This is a genomic window from Polynucleobacter necessarius (genome assembly GCF_900095205.1).
Classification (GTDB): Bacteria; Pseudomonadota; Gammaproteobacteria; order Burkholderiales; family Burkholderiaceae; genus Polynucleobacter; species Polynucleobacter necessarius_E.
In genome coordinates, this window is record NZ_LT606951.1 from 196662 (window position 1) to 214352 (window position 17691).

The following is a 17691-nucleotide window of genomic DNA, read 5'->3' on the forward strand; positions in this document are numbered from 1 at the left end:
GGATTGCTCAATTAAAATGCTTATTTATCAAATATGTCGCTATGAACGCACCACTAGCTTTGAACCAGTTGTTGGATGCTGAGGCGGGTTCTCCCCGTCTTCGCGAAATTCCTTACAACTACACCTCCTTTTCTGACCGAGAAATTGTCATTCGCCTATTGGGTGAGGAGTCTTGGCGCGTTCTAAATGATTTGCGTGGAGTTCGTCGAACAGGCCGTTCTGCGCGTATGTTGTTTGAAATCTTAGGGGATATTTGGGTTGTTCAACGCAATCCTTTTTTACAGGATGACTTACTCGATAACCCAAATCGTCGCAAACAATTAATTGATGCGCTTTGGTATCGTTTGGGCGAAGTGAAGAAGCGCAACATTGGTGACTCTGCTGATCAGGTTGAGATTTTGCTTAGCGCCGCTTACCGTGCAATCGAGAATTTTGAAAATGGATTTAAAGAAGTTGGGCAAATCCGTAAGCGTGCGCGTAAGGAACTAGGTCGCCATACGGCTGCGGACAACATTTGTTTTGATGGAGTATCTCGTGCTGCTCACGTGACTGATGCAACTGACTGGCGCGTTGAGTTTCCGCTTGTAGTTTTAAAACCTGATTATGAATCCGAGATTCCTGGTTTAGTTAAGGCTTGTGTTGAATTAGGTTTGACGATTATTCCTCGTGGAGGTGGTACGGGTTATACCGGTGGCGCTATTCCACTATACGCAATGTCTGCAGTAATAAATACTGAGAAGTTGCAAGATATTGGTGGCGTCAAGTCTAAGAAATTACCGGGACTTGATCGTGAAGTATTCACAATTTTCACCGGTGCCGGTGTGGTTACTCGTCGTGTATCTGACGCTGCAGAGCATGCTGGCCTTGTCTTTGCGGTTGACCCAACCTCTGCCGATGCAAGTTGTATTGGTGGAAATATTGCAATGAATGCTGGTGGTAAGAAAGCAGTTCTCTGGGGAGCGGCTTTGGATAACCTTGCTAGCTGGCGTATGGTTGATCCTGAAGGTAACTGGTTAGATGTAGAGCGTCTAGAACACAACATGGGTAAGATTCATGATGTGGCTACAGTGCGCTTTCAACTGACTTGGTCCGACGGTAATAGTGAACCAGGTGAACGTATTCTCAAAAAAGAGATATTGGAAGTTGAAGGTAAACGTTTTCGCAAAGAAGGTTTAGGTAAAGACGTTACCGATAAATTTTTATCCGGATTACCAGGTGTACAAAAAGAAGGTTGCGATGGTTTGATTACTAGCGCAACTTGGGTATTGCATTGCATGCCAAAATTCATGCGTACTGTTTGTCTAGAATTTTTCGGTCAAGCGCGAGAAGCAATTCCAAGTATTGTGGAAATCAAAGCCTATTTAGATGGCTTAAGTAAACAAGGCGGCCCAATTTTGGCTGGCCTCGAGCATTTGGATGATCGCTACTTAAGAGCGGTAGGCTATTCCACCAAATCTAAACGTAATAGCTTACCGAAGATGGTATTGATTGGCGACATTGCTGGTGATGATGAGGAAGCTGTTGCTTCAGCTACTAGTGAAGTCGTGCGAATGGCCAACTTGAGGGTTGGTGAAGGTTTCGTCGCAGTGAGCGCAGAGGCTCGTAAAAAGTTCTGGTTAGATCGTGCACGTACGGCAGCTATTGCGCGTCATACCAATGCATTTAAGATTAATGAAGACGTTGTTATCCCATTGCCTCGCATGGGTGAGTACACAGACGGTATTGATCGCATCAATATTGAGCTTTCACTCAAAAATAAGTTACAAGTACTCGATGGCTTGGAAAACTTCTTGAAAAAGAGTGCTTTGCCCTTAGGTAAAAGCGATGAGGATTACGAAATCCCTACTGCTGAAATTCTCGGTGATCGAGTTCAGCAGGCCTTAGAGTTGATTGCAAAAGTGCGCAAGCGCTGGGCTGATGAATGGCTTGTGCAGATGGATGCGTATTTCCCGCAGCTCCAAAATTACAGCTTGCGTGCTTCATGGAAAGAAGAGGTTCGTTCTGAATTGCGGATCATTTTTGGCGGCCTCGCATTCGAACCTATTCTCGCTGAGCTGGAAGCAATTCATAAAAATATTTTGCGCAAACGGGTATTCGTAGCTTTGCATATGCATGCTGGCGATGGAAATGTTCACACGAACATCCCTGTGAACTCAGATGACTATGAGATGTTGCAAGACGCACATCGCTCGGTTGATCGCATTATGAAGTTAGCGCGTTCATTAGATGGTGTGATATCTGGTGAGCACGGGATTGGTATTACTAAGCTTGAATATCTCACTGAAGCAGAATTAAAAGACTTCCGTAGTTACAAGAATCGCGTTGATCCAGAAGGTCGCTTCAATAAAGGTAAGTTGATGCCGCATGCTGATCTCGGTATGGCCTATACACCTAGCTTTGGATTGATGGGCCATGAATCCATCATTATGCAGCAGAGTGATATTGGAGCGATTGCTGATAGCGTGAAAGATTGTTTGCGTTGCGGAAAATGTAAGCCAGGTTGCTCAACTCATGTACCGCGTGCAAATTTGCTTTACAGCCCGCGCGACAAGATTCTGGCAACCTCATTATTGATCGAAGCTTTTTTGTATGAAGAGCAAACTCGTCGTGGTGTTTCGATTCGTCATTGGGAAATGTTTGATGACGTCGCAGCGCATTGCACTGTCTGTCATAAGTGCTTAACACCTTGCCCGGTGAAGATTGACTTTGGTGATGTGACCATGAACATGCGCAATCTTTTGCGTAAGATGGGTCAGCAACGTTTCAATCCGGGTACTGCGGCTTCGATGTTCTTCTTGAATGCTACTAGCCCGGAAACCATTCACCTTGCTCGCAAGATGATGATTGGTTGGGGTTATAAATTGCAGCGCTTGGGTAATGATGTACTACGTAAGTTTGCAAAACAGCAAACTGCTCATCCTCCTGCAACAGTTGGTAAGCCAAGCGTGAAAGAGCAAGTTATTTTCTTTGTGAATAAGAAAATGCCAGGTAATTTACCTAAGAAAACTGCACGTGCTTTGTTAGATATTGAAGATGCGAATTACGTTCCGATTATTCGGGATCCTAAGACGACCTCTGCAGAAACTGAGGCAGTGTTTTATTTCCCCGGTTGTGGATCCGAGCGTTTGTTTTCACAAGTTGGCTTAGCTACTCAAGCTATGTTGTGGAATGTGGGTGTCCAAACCGTTCTTCCTCCTGGTTATCTTTGCTGTGGCTATCCACAGCGTGGTAATGGTGATTTTGATAAGGCAGAGAAAATGATTACGGATAATCGTGTGTTATTTCATCGCGTTGCCAATACTTTGAATTACCTAGATATCAAGACTGTTGTTGTCTCATGCGGTACATGTTATGACCAATTAGCTGGATATCAGTTTGAACAAATATTCCCTGGCTGTCGAATTGTTGATATTCATGAATTTTTGGCAGAAAAGGGTGTCAAGCTTTCTGGCGTTACCGGCGTGAAGTATATGTATCACGATCCTTGCCATTCTCCAATGAAATTGCAAGACCCTTTGAAGACGGTAAATGAGTTAATTCAGCTTGAAGATGGCAAAGCGATTCAAAAGAATGATCGTTGTTGTGGTGAGTCTGGAACTTTAGCTGTGACTCGTCCTGATATTTCCACTCAAGTACGCTTCCGTAAGCAGATTGAAATGGAAAAAGGCGCCAATGATTTGCGTAAAGGCGACTTTACTGGCGAGGTTAAGATTCTGACTAGTTGCCCATCATGCTTGCAAGGTTTAACCTGCTTTGATGCAGACAGTGGTACTACGGCGGATTACATCGTTGTTGAAATGGCCGAAAAGTTACTTGGTAAAGATTGGATGCAAGATTATGTAGCCAAAGCAAACCAAGGCGGCATTGAAAGGGTTCTCGTTTAATGATTCCGAGCAATATCGTCGTGTATCAGTAGTCCAAGGTATTGGAGTTCTCATATACGAGAACGGTAAAACCTATCGACTACCTTTTGAGATGTTGAGAGTCCTTTCTCCATCAGCTGAGGTTCAAGGGCGTGGACCTGGACAGGAAACATGCAGACAGGAAAGCGTGAGGTCTTGATTGCCAATATTGAGCCTGTTGGCCACTATGCTCTGAAGCCCAACTTTTCTGATGGACATGATTCAGGTCTGTATACTTGGGAATATTTATTGTTCTTGTGTGAAAACCAAGAGGAATTCTGGAAAGAGCATTTAGATAAATTAGCTGCTGCAGATCTTAATCGGGATGCACCTATGGTGCAGGCAGGACAATCGCATGGCCATTCTTGTGGAAGTCACTAATGAGTAAAACGCACTTTGGCTATCAAAGCGTTGATGAGACGGAAAAGGCAGGTAAGGTTGCTGAGGTATTTCATTCTGTAGCTAGTAAATATGATGTGATGAATGACTTGATGTCTTTCGGATTGCATCGCGTATGGAAAAAAATTACGATTGCACGCGCCAATATTCGTCCAGGGCAAAGGGTCTTGGATATTGCCGGTGGCACTGGTGATTTAGCAGCAGCTTTTGCAAAAACTGCTGATTGGGGCCACAATCCTGATGCACAGGTTTGGTTAAGTGATATCAATGCATCTATGTTGGGAGTTGGGCGTGATCGTTTGTTAGATCGCGGTATTGCCTTGCCTTGCGTACAGTTTGACGCTGAAAAAACCCCTTTTCCCAATAATCATTTTGATGTGGTGACTGTCGCTTTTGGTTTGCGCAATATGACCCATAAAGATGTTGCTTTGGGTGAGATGCGTCGTGTGATTAAGCCAGGTGGCCGTGTATTGGTATTAGAGTTTTCTAAGCCAGACGCTTTTTTGCAACCTGTTTATGACACCTATTCTTTCAAGGTTTTGCCCTGGCTTGGGGAGAAAATTGCCCAAGACTCCGAGAGTTATCGCTACTTAGCGGAATCCATTCGCATGCATCCTGATGCTGAAACCCTCAAAAAAATGATGTTAGAGGTGAGTTTTGACGAAGTAGAAACCCACAGAATGACAGGGGGTATCGTTGCCCTACATATTGGTATTAAATATTGATAGTTGTATAGTTTTTAAGCTCTTAAAGACTAATGAAGTAAAGAAGTTATTTGAAGGGGTAAATAAAAATGAACAAACATTTTTTTAAAGCAGTTCTCTTAAGTTTCACTTTAGTATTCGCATCTGTTGGCTATGTGGAAGCTGCACGTTTGGGTGGGGGTAAAAGCATCGGACGTGCCCCAAGTGCACCGATACAACGTCAAGCCGCCCCAGTACAAAAGCCTGCTCAGCAGGCGCAGCCTACTGCTCCGGCTCCAACACCTGCGCCTAGTCGTTTTGGAGGGATGGGCGGTATTTTGGGTGGCTTAGCAGCTGGCTTAGGTATTGGCTATCTCTTATCCCATTTTGGCTTGGGTGAAGCAGCTTCATCTTTGATTACGGGTTTGCTAATAGCAATGCTGGTAGGTTTTGCAATTACGTTTGTTATTCGTAGATTGTTGCCAGCATTGTCCGGCACCGGTCAGAATTCCAACATTCAATCATTCAAAGACCTGCAACGTAATACCGTTGAAATGCCAAGGCAAGAACCTGCGTTTACACCTGCTGCCAGTGCTTTTGGTGGGGTGAGTGTTGAGCCTGAGCCATTTCAATCTACTCTTCCTCCTGGCTTTGATCAAAGAACCTTTTTGGAGAATGCAAAGCAATATTTTGTGACTTTGCAAAAAGCCTGGGATCAAGGTGATCTTCCTGCTTTGCGTGAATTTACTACTCCTGAGATGTTTGACACGATTCAGCAAGATCTAGCAGGTAGAACTGATGGTAGCAATCAAACTGACGTTGTTACTATTAATGCTCAGCTCTTAGGAATTGAAACAGCTGATGCGCATTATTTCTGTAGCGTTCAGTTCAGTGGAATGATTCGTGAGCAACCGGGGGCTGCAGCCACCGATTTCTCTGAAATCTGGAATTTAAGCAAGCCCGTAGAAGGTCCGGGTGGCTGGGTACTAGCGGGCATCTCTCAGTTAATTTAAGCTTAAGGTACTTTCCGTTGGAAGACCCGCACTTGTGCGGGTTTTTTACACTCATGAACACACAGTTTTCAACTACCCATTCGATTGCCTCTGGCGCTGCATGTCAGGGTATTAACCATGTTTTAAGTACCGAGCCATGGGCATCGGCTGAATTAGCTAGTCATGCAGGCAAAACCATTTTGTTGCGATTACCGTTGGGTAATCTTTGTTTTGAGATAAACCCAGACGGTCACTTGGTTGGTTTGAAAGAGATCGACTCTCCTGCGCTTATGTTAGAAGTATCTGCCGCCGCATTGAGTGCCTTAGCCGGTAGCTCGGGTTCTTTAAGGGAGCAGGCTTTTAAGGCCGTCAAAATTACCGGTGATGCAGATTTGGCACAACTATTAGGTCGATTAGCCGGACAATTACGCTGGGAATATGAGGAAGATTTAGCTCGTCTGGTGGGTGATGCGCCTGCAAACTTTGCTGTAAGGCAGGGTAAAAAGTTTGTGTCTGCCACGCGTTCAGCAGCCACTGATTTACTGGACAATGTAGTGGAGTACATTAGCGAAGAAAAGAAATTGTTATTAAATAAACGAGATTTCATGGTTCGTAAATCTGAATTAAGCGAATTGCGCGAATCAGTAGATCGCATGGAAAAACGAATCCAACTTTTAGAGCAAAAGGCTAAATAAATCGTGCGTCGAATTGCTCGCCTCTTTTTCATTTTCTTTACCGCATGGCGTTATGGCTTATTGCCACTCTTGCGTGATCTTTTGAAGCCGGGACTTCGTCGTGGCTTCTTAACGGTACTTTGTTGGATGTCACCAGGTGGTCACTTACCAAGAGGTGAGCGTATTCGCTTAACGCTTGAAGCGCTCGGCCCTATTTTTGTAAAGTTCGGCCAAGTCCTTTCAACCCGTCGTGATTTATTGCCTGAAGATATCGCCAATGAACTAGTAAAACTGCAAGATCAAGTGCCACCATTTTCTAATGAAGAATCTCGTCGCTTGATCGAGGAAGATTTAGGTCAGCCAATTGAATCTGTATTTCTTAGTTTTGATGCTACCCCCGTTGCTAGTGCCTCAGTTGCACAAGTGCATTTTGGAGTATTGCGTGGAACTGATAAGCGCCCCGAGTGGGAGGGTCGTACTGTAGCAATTAAAGTCCTACGCCCTGGTATTTTGCCGGTGATTGAGGGCGATTTGGCGTTGATGTATGACTTAGCAAAAGTGATTGAAAAAAGTTCTGAGGATGGTCGTCGATTAAAGCCTCGTGAGAATGTTGCAGAGTTTGATACGTATCTGCATGATGAGCTTGATCTCATGCGAGAGGCCGCTAATGCTAGTCAGTTACGCAGACAATTTGCTGATTCTGACAAATTGATGATTCCAGAAATGTATTGGGATCTTTGTCACACAAATGTGATTGTCATGGAGAGGATGTATGGCATCTCGATTGGCAAAACTGCTGCGTTGCGTGAGGCTGGCGTTGACTTTAAAAAATTGGCCTCAGACGGCGTAAAAATTTTCTTTACACAAGTGTTTGAATACGGATTTTTCCATGCAGATATGCATCCCGGAAATATCATGATTAGTTTGGAGCCAGAAACATTTGGTCGATTTATTTCACTTGATTTTGGAATTGTTGGCGTACTAAGCGAATCAGATAAAAATTACTTAGCTTTGAATTTTCTGGCATTCTTCAATCGGGATTATCGACGTGTTGCTGAGTTGCATATTGAGTCGGGCTGGGTTCCTGCAAATACTCGTGTTGAAGAATTGGAAGGGGCCGTACGCTCAGTTTGCGAGTCTTATTTTGATCGACCGCTTAAAGAGATTTCTTTAGGCATTGTTTTGATGCGCCTATTTCAGACTTCCCGCCGCTTTAAGGTGGAAATTCAGCCTCAACTCACCTTATTGCAAAAGACTCTCTTAAGCGTAGAAGGCTTGGCACGTCAGCTTGATCCTGATCTGGATCTTTGGAAAACCGCTAAGCCGATATTAGAGAAATGGGTTAGCAAGCAGTTGGGTTGGCGCGGACTTTTAGATGGCTTAAAGGAAGAGGTGCCTACTTGGGCCAAAATCCTGCCTACGTTGCCACGCCTCATTGCCAATAGTTTGTTGGCTCAAAGCCGGCATCAAATTAAAGACCAAAACGGTGAATTAGAGGTTCTAAAGGCTCTTTTGCTCGAGGAAAGACGTACACATCGTCTATTGGCAGGGGTTTTACTCTTTGCTGGCGGGTTTTTGGCTGGAATTTTGCTCATCAGCATAGGTGTTTATTAGTCTCTCGCTGATTAGCCGCTAACCCGCTAAAATAGCGGGTTAGGCAAAACACATGAAAAAATACTTTATCGCTGGCATCCTCGTATGGACACCATTGTCGATCACCATTTGGGTGATTGCATGGGGTCTGGGTTTGCTCGACGGCGTATTCGGCTCCGTAATGCATGCCATCATTTTGGTTCTGCCTCATGATGCCGCGCAAGATCTACAGCATTTCCGTGAGTTGCCTGGGGTTGGTATTTTGATCGTGATTGCCGTGATCATGGCCACTGGTTTATTGGCAATTAGTTTTGCTGGTCAGTGGTGGATACGGATGTGGAATAAGCAAATCAATCGCATTCCGATTGTGCGCTCTATTTACTCAAGTGTTCAGCAAGTTTCATCAACTTTATTTTCTGGGAGTGGTCAGGTTTTTAGTAAAGCGCTACTGATACGTTATCCCCATGCAGATTCATGGGTGATTGCATTTCAAACTGGTACACCAGCAAAAGAAGTAACGTTTAAATTGGGTGAAGATTACGTCAATGTATTTTTACCTACGACCCCAAATCCCACCTCTGGTTTTTTTATGATTGTGCCGCGTGCACAAACGATTGAATTAGAGATGAGTGTTGAGGAGGCTCTGAAACATATCGTTTCAATGGGCTCTGTTCCTCCCAATAGTTCTAGTGGTTTAGCTGCATCACAGTTACCACACCATTTTTGATTTATAGGAAATTTTATGTCGATGCGAAGTCATACCTGCGGACAGGTAACCGATTCACTGATTGGCCAAGAAGTCACTCTCTCTGGTTGGGTGAATCGTCGCCGTGACCACGGAGGCGTTATCTTTATTGACTTGCGTGACCGCGAAGGATTTGTACAAGTTGTTTGTGATCCTGATCGCCCAGAAATGTTTGCGCTTGTTGAGCAAGTGCGTAACGAGTACTGTATTCAGATTAAAGGTCTTGTTCGTGCGCGTCCAGCTGGTACTGAAAATACAGATTTGGTGAGCGGTAAGGTAGAGATCCTTTGTCATAACTTAGTCATCCTCAATGCCTCAGTAACTCCGCCATTTCAAATTGATGATGAGAATTTATCTGAGACCACAAGACTTACTCATCGCGTATTAGATTTGCGTCGTCCGCAAATGCAAAAGAATTTACGTTTGCGTTACAACGTAGCGATGGAGTGTCGCCGTTATTTGGACGATGCTGGTTTTATCGATATTGAAACGCCAATGCTTACAAAGAGCACTCCAGAAGGTGCGCGCGATTATTTAGTACCATCGCGAGTGCATGATGGTCAGTTCTTTGCTTTGCCACAATCTCCACAATTGTTTAAGCAATTGTTAATGGTTGCGGGCTTTGACCGCTACTACCAAATTACAAAGTGTTTCCGCGATGAGGATTTACGCGCAGATCGTCAACCTGAATTTACTCAAATTGACTGTGAAACCGCTTTCTTGAGTGAGTTGGAAATACGCGATTTATTTGAAAATATGCTTCGTCATATTTTCAAAAAGACTATGAATGTGGAATTGCCAAATCCATTCCCAACCATGCCTTATTCAGAAGGAATGGCACGTTTTGGATCAGATAAACCAGATTTACGCGTCAATTTTGAATTCACTGAATTAACAGATTTGATGAAAGATGTAGATTTCAAGGTCTTCTCAGGTGCAGCAAACCAAGATGGTGGCCGTGTAGTGGGCTTATGTGTTCCTGGCGGCGCTGAAATTAGCCGCAGCGAAATTGATGACCACACCCAATTTGTAAGCATTTATGGCGCTAAAGGCTTGGCATGGATAAAAGTAAATTCTGTTGCTGAGGGCCGTGATGGTTTGCAATCACCGATCGTAAAGAATTTGCATGATGCTGCAATTGAAGGAATCCTTAAGCGCACTGGCGCAAAAGATGGCGATATTATTTTCTTTGGTGCTGATAAAGAAAAAGTAGTTAATGATGCGATAGGCAATTTACGTTTGCGTATTGGTCAGTCTGCTTTGGGTAAGGAGCATGGCCTCTTTACCGAAGGTTGGAAGCCATTATGGGTAGTGGACTTCCCCATGTTTGATTACGATGAAGGTGAAGCGCGTTGGGTTGCTTGCCATCATCCATTCACTAGCCCTAAAGATGAACACATGCAGTACTTGGAATCTGATCCAGGTAAGTGTCTAGCCAAAGCGTATGACATGGTTCTGAACGGAAGTGAAATTGGTGGTGGTTCAGTCCGTATTCACCAAGAAGCAGTACAAAGCCAAGTGTTCCGCGCATTGAAGATTAATGCTGAAGAAGCTCAGGCAAAATTTGGTTTCTTGTTAGACGCATTGCAGTATGGAGCTCCTCCTCATGGCGGTATTGCATTTGGTTTGGATCGTATTGTGACGATGATGACAGGTGCCGAATCAATTCGTGATGTGATTGCTTTCCCTAAAACGCAACGTGCTCAGTGCTTGCTGACTCAAGCTCCTAGCCCTGTGGATGAGCGTCAGTTGCGTGAATTACATATTCGTTTGCGCCAAGCAACTCCTGCCGCTTAAAGCGCTCTAAGTAATAGCCATCTTGAAAATCCCTATTTCGGTTTTAGTAGTTATCTATAAACCGAATAGGGATGTTTTATTGATAGAGCGCGCTGATCGTGCTGACTTTTGGCAATCTGTGACTGGTAGCCTAGATGCTCCCGATGAAGATTTGGCTCTAAGCGGCTAGCCGTGAGGCCTTTGAAGAGACTGGTATCTCAGTAGATCAATTACCCACGGGTGCATTGCAAAATATGCATCACCAGATTGAATATGAAATCTATTCTGAATGGTGTTTTCGTTATGCCCCAGGAGTAAACAGAAATATTGAGCATTGGTTCGCACTACAGGTTCCTGATTAGACTCCAATTCATTTAGCTCCGAGAGAGCATGTAGCTTACCAGTGGTTGCCGTTTGAAGAGGCTGCGAAGAAATGCTTTTCTCCTAGCAACGGTGAGGCTGTTCTGAAATTATTTTCTGCAAACCGAGCAGAGTCAATTCGTAATTAGGAATAAGATAGAACGATGAGACATTCATCGGGACATCATCACAGCAGCGCAGATTCAAAAACATCCCAAAGAGGAGGCTGGCGTGTTATTCGCGATCTCTTGCCTTATCTATTGGAATATCGATTCCGAGTAATCATTGCATTGAGTTGCTTGATTGCGGCAAAGGTTGCCAATCTCGGTATTCCCATTGTGATGAAAGAGTTAATTGACTCTTTAGATATCAAATCAAGCTCTCCACAGGCACTTCTAATTGTTCCCTTGGGAATTATTATGGCTTATGGACTCCTCAGAATTTCTGCGTCCTTATTTACAGAGTTGCGTGAGGCCTTGTTTGCGAAGGTCATTCAGAATGCTGTTCGTAAAGTGGCACTCCAAGTCTTTGAGCATCTACACTCACTGGCACTAAACTTTCATTTGGCTCGGCAGACTGGTGGTGTGAGTCGTGATATTGAACGCGGTACTCGTAGTATTCAGTCGCTCATTTCATATTCTCTTTACAGCATACTACCAACCCTCATCGAGTTTTGTTTAGTGTTGGGGTACTTTGCGCATTCCTACGACATTTGGTTTGCAACTATAACCCTAGTTGCTTTAGTTCTTTATATTATTTTCACAATTGTAGTTACAGAATGGCGTACACATTACCGCCGCACCATGAATGATATGGATTCAAAGGCGAATCAAAAAGCTATTGATTCATTGTTGAACTTTGAGACCGTTAAATATTTTGGTAACGAGGCATTTGAAGCCAATCGTTACGATGAAAATTTATTGCGATATCAAGCGGCAGCAGTAAGGTTCCAAAAGACGCTGGCATTCTTAAACCTAGGGCAACAAATCATTATTGCAGTTGGTTTAATGTTAATTTTGTGGCGTGCAACAGTAGGGGTAGTTGACGGGACGATGACTTTAGGTGATCTTGTTCTGGTCAATACGCTCATGATCCAGTTGTATATTCCATTGAATTTTCTTGGCGTGATTTATCGAGAAATCAAACAATCTTTGACTGATATGGATCGGATATTTTCTTTACTCAATACCGATAAAGAAATCGCTGACTCTCCAGATGCAAAGTCGCTTCAAGTAGAAAATCGTGGTCATGGTCCTGATGTGCGCTTTGAGCACGTGTCTTTTCACTATGATGCCAAGCGTGAAATTCTGCGCGATGTCAGTTTTAATATTCCGGCGGGAACCATCACAGCGGTCGTAGGTCAAAGCGGGGCAGGCAAGAGTACTTTAGCAAGACTGTTGTTTCGTTTTTACGATGTTCAGTCTGGTGAAATTTTAATTGATGGTCAAAATATTCAAGATGTTACGCAATCAAGTCTACGTAAGGCCATAGGTATCGTTCCGCAAGATACCGTCTTATTTAACGACACGATTGGTTACAACATTGCCTACGGAGATCCTTCAGCAACCATCGAGGAGGTCCAAGAGGCTGCGAGAGCCGCCCAAATTGATGGATTTATCAAGCGTTTGCCTGAAGGTTATGACACTCAAGTGGGTGAAAGAGGTCTCAAATTATCTGGAGGTGAAAAACAGCGGGTGGCAATTGCTAGAACGCTCCTCAAGAAGCCTGCCATGCTCATTTTTGATGAGGCCACTTCAGCCTTAGACTCTAAAACAGAGCGCGCCTTCCAGGAGAAGCTGCTAGGCTTGGCCAAAAATCATACAACACTGATCATTGCCCATCGACTTTCAACCATTATTCATGCAGATCAAATTCTAGTGATGGATCATGGGCAAATTGTGGAGCGCGGTACACATGAAGAGTTGCTTGCTATAAAAGGTAAGTATGCAGAAATGTGGCAAATGCAAGAACGCGCCACTCTTGATTAGAATGGTCTGATGACACAGAGTACTTCTTCTATTCCTATGGCAAAAAGCACAGAAGCGATTTTAAAAAATGCGTTTACTGCAGCCGTAGAGCAGTCGCCGATCCCCAATTGATTGTTCCGCAATATTTGGCTCAGATATTCCCCAATGGGGCAACAGCCTAAAGGAAGGTGTTTAGTAGTGGGCGCTGGTAAAGCCAGCGCTTCAATAGCTAGCGCCTTAGAAGCTTATGCAATGACAAATTGGCCGAAAGCAAGATTAGAGGGTGTTGTCCTCACGCGTTATGGCCACAATTCACCAACAAACCATATCAAAATTGTGGAGGGGCTGGTCATCCAGTGCCCGATCAGACTGGTATGGATGGGGCTAAGGAAGTCTTGGCATTAGCGAGTCAGTTGGAGCGGGGGGATGTATTAATCGCGTTGGTGTCGGGTGGAGGCTCCAGTCTTCTGACTTTGCCCCAAGAAGGTATTTCAATTGAAGACATGCGTAAGACAACGGAAGCACTCTTACGTAGCGGTGCTCCTATTGAAGAAATGAATGTGGTACGCAAACATTTGTCTGCAATTTTGGGTGGCAATTTAGCCAGAGTTGCTATTGCTCGTGGAGCTCGCGTAGAGGCATTATTGATTTCTGATGTCACGGGTGATTCCCCGGCAGATATTGCTAGCGGCCCATGCGCCGCAGACTACCCGACTTATTTGGATGCACTCAATATATTGCAAAAATATGAATTGAATGATTCTGTCATTCCAGTATCGGTGTTGGATCATCTCAAACAAGGTCTAGCAGGTGAAAAACCAGAGACTCTAAAAGATGCTGATTTAGTTAATGCTCAAGTGGCGAACCACGTGATAGCCACTGCATACAAAAGCCTAGAAGCTGCTGCAGAGTATGTGCGCATTCAAGGTTATGAGCCAGTCATTTTGGGGGATACGATCACTGGTGAAGCTTAAGAGGTTGGTGTTGAGCAGGGCGCCCTAGTTCATGATTATGTTGCGAAGGGTCTGACTAAGCCTTTAGCGCTCATTTCTGGTGGAGAGTGCACTGTCACTATTCCAGTTGGTGTACAGGGTCGAGGAGGTCGTTGCAGTAAATATCTTCTTTCTCTTTTTGCTGCCACCAATAATCTACCCCAGTTAGCTGCATTAGCAGCCGATACCGATGGAATTGATGGCAGTGAAAAGAATGCCGGCGCTTGGTTTGATACTGCTGTCCGTGAATCTGGTCAGGCTACAGCTCTAGTGCCAGAGAAATTCTTATCAGCGCATGATTGTTATGGCTTTTTTGCACAATTAGGAGCGTTAGTGGAAACTGGTCCTACACTTACCAATGTGAATGATTTCCGCATCATCTTGCTAGATAAATAATATGTCTAATAGACCTACTCAACTTGAATTAATTCAGCCAGATGACTGGCATTTGCATATTCGCGATGGTGACGTCATGAAAGACGTACTGGCTGATACTGCGCGTCAATTTGCGCGCGCTATCATCATGCCTAATCTGAAGTCGCCAGTAACCACTGTAGATTTAGCTAAAGCATATCAAGCACGTATTCAAGCAAATCTGGATGTATTGGGCGTAACTGGCTTTACTCCTTTGATGACTTTGTACCTTACTGATAATACTTCTGCAGATGAGGTTCGTAAGGCCAAGGCAGAGGGTATTGCCGCATTTAAGCTCTATCCCGCGGGCGCCACCACAAATAGTGATGCCGGTGTAAGCGATCTTAAACATTGCCATGCGGCATTAGAGGCAATGCAGGCGGTTGGTATGCCTCTATTAGTACATGGTGAAGTAACGAGTTCTGAGATCGATATCTTTGATCGTGAAGCCGTATTTATTGATACGGTATTGGAGCCTTTGCGTAAACACTTCCCTAATCTTAAAATTGTGTTTGAGCACATTACCACCAAGCAAGCGGCACACTATGTGCGCGATGCAGTGACTGATGGAAAAAATACAATAGCTACAACTATTACCCCTCAACATTTGTTAATGAATCGCAATGCGATTTTTGCTGGTGGTATTCGTCCACATCATTATTGCTTACCAGTTCTGAAGCGTGAAGAGCATAGGGTTGCTCTATTGGAGGCAGCTACTAGCGGTAATCCCCGTTTCTTCTTGGGCACTGATAGTGCTCCTCATGCTAAGGGCGCCAAAGAGGCTGCTTGCGGTTGTGCAGGTTGTTACAGCGCCTTTAATGCTTTGGGCTTATATGCGGAGGCATTTGAGACCATTGGTAAATTAGATAAATTAGAAGGCTTTGCAAGTTTCTTTGGTCCTGATTTTTATTCTTTGCCACGCAATAGCAAAAAAATTACTCTGATTAAACAAGCGCAAAGTATCCCAGTGGAGTTGCCATTGGGTGATGCAACCATCGTGCCGCTACGTGCTGGCGAAACCATTGCCTGGTCACTTGCTTAAAAAACAGACTTCATTACTTTCTTAGCTAAATTGTCCCGACTGCGTTAGACTGCATGCGCAGAGTCAATTGGGCAATCGCCGCCTCTTTTTTGAGGGGGAGGAAAGTCCGGACTCCATAGGGAAGGGTGATGGCTAACGGCCATCCACGGCGACGTGAGGAATAGGGCCACAGAGACGAGCGTATTTAGTTGCGGTGAAACGCGGTAACCTCCACCTGGAGCAATCCCAAGTAAGCAGGCGATGAGGCGTCCCGCTGAGTCTGCGGGTAGGGAGCTTGAGCCGTTAGGTAACTGCCGGCCTAGAGGAATGATTGCCCCCAGATGCAAATCTAGGCGACAGAATCCGGCTTATCGATTGACTCTGCACCTATTCTGAAACGATTTCGACGCTGTAAGACAATTCAGCGGTTTTGGCTAACATCGTGGTGGCTGCGCAATATTTTTCATGCGACAGTTTCACGGCGCGGCCTACTTTTGCTTGGTCCAAGTCTTTTCCTTTGACCGTAAAGTGCAAATTGATTTTGGTAAAGACTTTGGGGTCCTCGCTAGCTCGTTCCGCTTGTGTAGGACTACTTCGTATCCACTAATAGCCTGACGCGCTCTTTGTAGGATCAAAACCACATCAAAAGCAGAGCAGCCACCAGCACCAGCCAAAAGTAGCTCCATTGGTCTTGGAGCCAAGTTTCTGCCCCCTGCTTCGGGTGCGCCAGCCATATTTACAAGGTGACCACTGCCAGTTTCAGCTGAAAAAGCCATGCCGCTATTACCCAACTAAGTTATTCGACATTCTATAGTAGTGATCCCTAACTTACTAAATTAATCAATATTATCGATAGTCTACCAATATTTATTTGCTTTAGTTATATGAAAAAACAACTAAAAAAGCAGAAATAAATTGATTTTGGTCAATATTCTTGCAACGCACCATGCATATGGATACAACAACCATATTGATGGTCAGTCTTGTATAAGACTGCGACTTACCTCCCAGTGTCTTCTTCACCCAAACATAAGTGGATTCCAACCCAGGACTCGTTCCTGGGTTTTTTAGATTACAATTCAAGACTTTACTGGAATTGCCGAGCCGGTCGGCGGTGATTTGTTGTACCAGTTAAATTGCAGAATCTGCGAGCTTGCAAACATAAGCAGGGCCAAGGTGGACGTAATTTGGTTGGAGTAATTTTTTTTGACCATAACAATTTGAGAAATCATGAAAACTTTTTCTGCAAAATCCCATGAGGTAGTGCATGAATGGTTCGTGATTGACGCTACGGACAAAGTCCTCGGTCGTGTCGCCAGTGAAGTGGCACTCCGTCTACGCGGCAAGCACAAGCCTGAATACACCCCACACGTTGATACTGGCGACTTTATTGTTGTTATCAACTCTTCTAAGCTACGTATCACAGGCACAAAAGGCTTGGACAAAATTTATTACCGTCACAGCGGATACCCAGGTGGTATTAGCTCGACTAACTTCGACAAGATGCAAGACCGTTTCCCAGGTCGTGCTTTGGAGAAGGCTGTGAAGGGTATGTTGCCAAAAGGCCCACTAGGCTATGCCATGATCAAGAAATTAAAAGTCTATGGTGACGCCAATCATCCGCATGCGGCTCAACAGCCAAAAGCGTTAGAGATTTAAGGAAACCAAATGGCTATTAATTACGGAAATTGGAATTACGGTACAGGTCGCCGCAAGAGTTCTGTTGCGCGCGTATTCATTAAATCTGGCAAAGGCGACATTATTGTTAATGGTAAGCCTATCGATGCTTATTTTGCTCGTGAAACATCACGCATGATCGCTCGTCAGCCTTTGGCTCTTACAGCTCACTTAACGACCTTTGACATCAAAGTAAACGTTTCTGGTGGCGGTGAAACTAGTCAAGCTGGTGCAGTTCGTCACGGTGTTACTCGTGCATTGATCGACTACGACAACGCTTTGAAGCTAACTCTGTCTAAAGCAGGTTTGGTAACTCGCGATGCTCGTGAAGTTGAGCGTAAAAAAGTTGGTCTGCACGGCGCGCGTCGTCGTAAGCAGTTCAGCAAGCGCTAATTCTTTCAGTCGCTTAAGTTTTATCGAAAGGGTCGCGCAAGCGGCCCTTTTTGTTTCTACAATTAAGGAAATTGTAAAAATGATGTATTAGTCTCTACTAAGT

Annotated in this window: 14 protein-coding genes, 1 other RNA gene and 3 pseudogenes; 17 read left to right on the top strand and 1 reads right to left on the bottom strand. The window is 44.5% G+C overall.

The window, feature by feature from the left end; translation table 11 throughout:
- Positions 1-41: 41 nt before the first annotated feature.
- The 15 genes and pseudogenes from DXE37_RS01100 to rnpB all read left to right on the top strand — a co-directional run bounded on the left by DXE37_RS01100 (position 42) and on the right by rnpB (position 15905).
- Positions 42-3884 carry a DUF3683 domain-containing protein gene (locus DXE37_RS01100; RefSeq protein WP_114636291.1) on the top strand — a complete coding sequence of 1281 codons (3843 nt, stop codon included), beginning with the start codon at positions 42-44 and terminating at the stop codon, positions 3882-3884.
- Positions 3884-4283 (top strand): annotated as a pseudogene (locus tag DXE37_RS01105) (gamma-butyrobetaine hydroxylase family protein). The gene DXE37_RS01100 and the pseudogene DXE37_RS01105 overlap by 1 nt, the downstream one beginning before the upstream one ends.
- Positions 4283-5026, top strand: a complete 744-nt coding sequence (ubiE, locus tag DXE37_RS01110; protein ID WP_114636292.1) for a bifunctional demethylmenaquinone methyltransferase/2-methoxy-6-polyprenyl-1,4-benzoquinol methylase UbiE — start codon at positions 4283-4285, stop codon at positions 5024-5026. The pseudogene DXE37_RS01105 and the gene ubiE overlap by 1 nt, the downstream one beginning before the upstream one ends.
- Before the next feature lie 68 nt (positions 5027-5094).
- Positions 5095-5997 carry a Tim44 domain-containing protein gene (locus tag DXE37_RS01115; protein ID WP_114636293.1) on the top strand — a complete coding sequence of 301 codons (903 nt, stop codon included), beginning with the start codon at positions 5095-5097 and terminating at the stop codon, positions 5995-5997.
- A 53-nt stretch (positions 5998-6050) separates the two neighbouring features.
- Positions 6051-6671: a ubiquinone biosynthesis accessory factor UbiJ gene (locus DXE37_RS01120; RefSeq protein WP_114636294.1), complete on the top strand. Its 621-nt coding sequence runs from the start codon at positions 6051-6053 to the stop codon at positions 6669-6671.
- 3 nt (positions 6672-6674) lie between these two features.
- Complete coding sequence (ubiB, locus tag DXE37_RS01125) at positions 6675-8264, top strand: ubiquinone biosynthesis regulatory protein kinase UbiB (protein ID WP_114636295.1); 1590 nt, start codon at positions 6675-6677, stop codon at positions 8262-8264.
- Positions 8265-8316: 52 nt separating this feature from the next.
- A complete protein-coding gene (locus tag DXE37_RS01130; protein ID WP_114636296.1) occupies positions 8317-8970 on the top strand; it encodes a DUF502 domain-containing protein in 654 nt (217 codons plus the stop codon).
- A 15-nt stretch (positions 8971-8985) separates the two neighbouring features.
- Positions 8986-10785, top strand: a complete 1800-nt coding sequence (gene aspS / locus DXE37_RS01135; protein WP_114636297.1) for an aspartate--tRNA ligase — start codon at positions 8986-8988, stop codon at positions 10783-10785.
- Positions 10786-10807: 22 nt separating this feature from the next.
- Positions 10808-11273, top strand: a pseudogene (gene nudB / locus DXE37_RS01140) (dihydroneopterin triphosphate diphosphatase).
- A 15-nt stretch (positions 11274-11288) separates the two neighbouring features.
- Positions 11289-13112 (top strand): ABCB family ABC transporter ATP-binding protein/permease, encoded by a 1824-nt coding sequence (locus DXE37_RS01145; RefSeq protein ID WP_114636298.1) that lies wholly within the window; start codon positions 11289-11291, stop codon positions 13110-13112.
- Between the two features lie 144 nt (positions 13113-13256).
- Complete coding sequence (locus tag DXE37_RS13225; RefSeq protein ID WP_269460253.1) at positions 13257-13496, top strand: DUF4147 domain-containing protein; 240 nt, start codon at positions 13257-13259, stop codon at positions 13494-13496.
- Positions 13448-14065 (top strand): DUF4147 domain-containing protein, encoded by a 618-nt coding sequence (locus tag DXE37_RS11970; protein WP_269460254.1) that lies wholly within the window; start codon positions 13448-13450, stop codon positions 14063-14065. The genes DXE37_RS13225 and DXE37_RS11970 overlap by 49 nt, the downstream gene beginning before the upstream one ends.
- Before the next feature lie 99 nt (positions 14066-14164).
- On the top strand, positions 14165-14479 hold the full coding sequence (locus DXE37_RS11975) for an MOFRL family protein (RefSeq protein ID WP_231971341.1): 315 nt from the start codon (positions 14165-14167) through the stop codon (positions 14477-14479).
- A gap of 1 nt (position 14480) precedes the next feature.
- Positions 14481-15539 (top strand): dihydroorotase, encoded by a 1059-nt coding sequence (gene pyrC, locus DXE37_RS01155; RefSeq protein ID WP_114636299.1) that lies wholly within the window; start codon positions 14481-14483, stop codon positions 15537-15539.
- A gap of 59 nt (positions 15540-15598) precedes the next feature.
- Positions 15599-15905: RNase P RNA component class A (gene rnpB, locus DXE37_RS01160), an RNA gene on the top strand.
- Here the strand turns inward: rnpB and DXE37_RS01165 are convergent.
- A pseudogene (locus tag DXE37_RS01165) lies at positions 15906-16294 on the bottom strand (OsmC family protein).
- Positions 16295-16748: 454 nt separating this feature from the next.
- On the opposite strand from DXE37_RS01165, the gene rplM reads away from it, so the two are divergent.
- Both rplM and rpsI read left to right on the top strand, forming a co-directional pair.
- Positions 16749-17177, top strand: coding sequence for a 50S ribosomal protein L13 (gene rplM, locus DXE37_RS01170; RefSeq protein ID WP_114636300.1), 429 nt, complete (start codon positions 16749-16751; stop codon positions 17175-17177).
- 9 nt (positions 17178-17186) lie between these two features.
- The gene (gene rpsI, locus DXE37_RS01175; RefSeq protein WP_114636301.1) at positions 17187-17588 is read left to right on the top strand and encodes a 30S ribosomal protein S9; all 402 of its coding nucleotides are present in this window, start codon (positions 17187-17189) and stop codon (positions 17586-17588) included.
- Positions 17589-17691 lie beyond the last annotated feature (103 nt).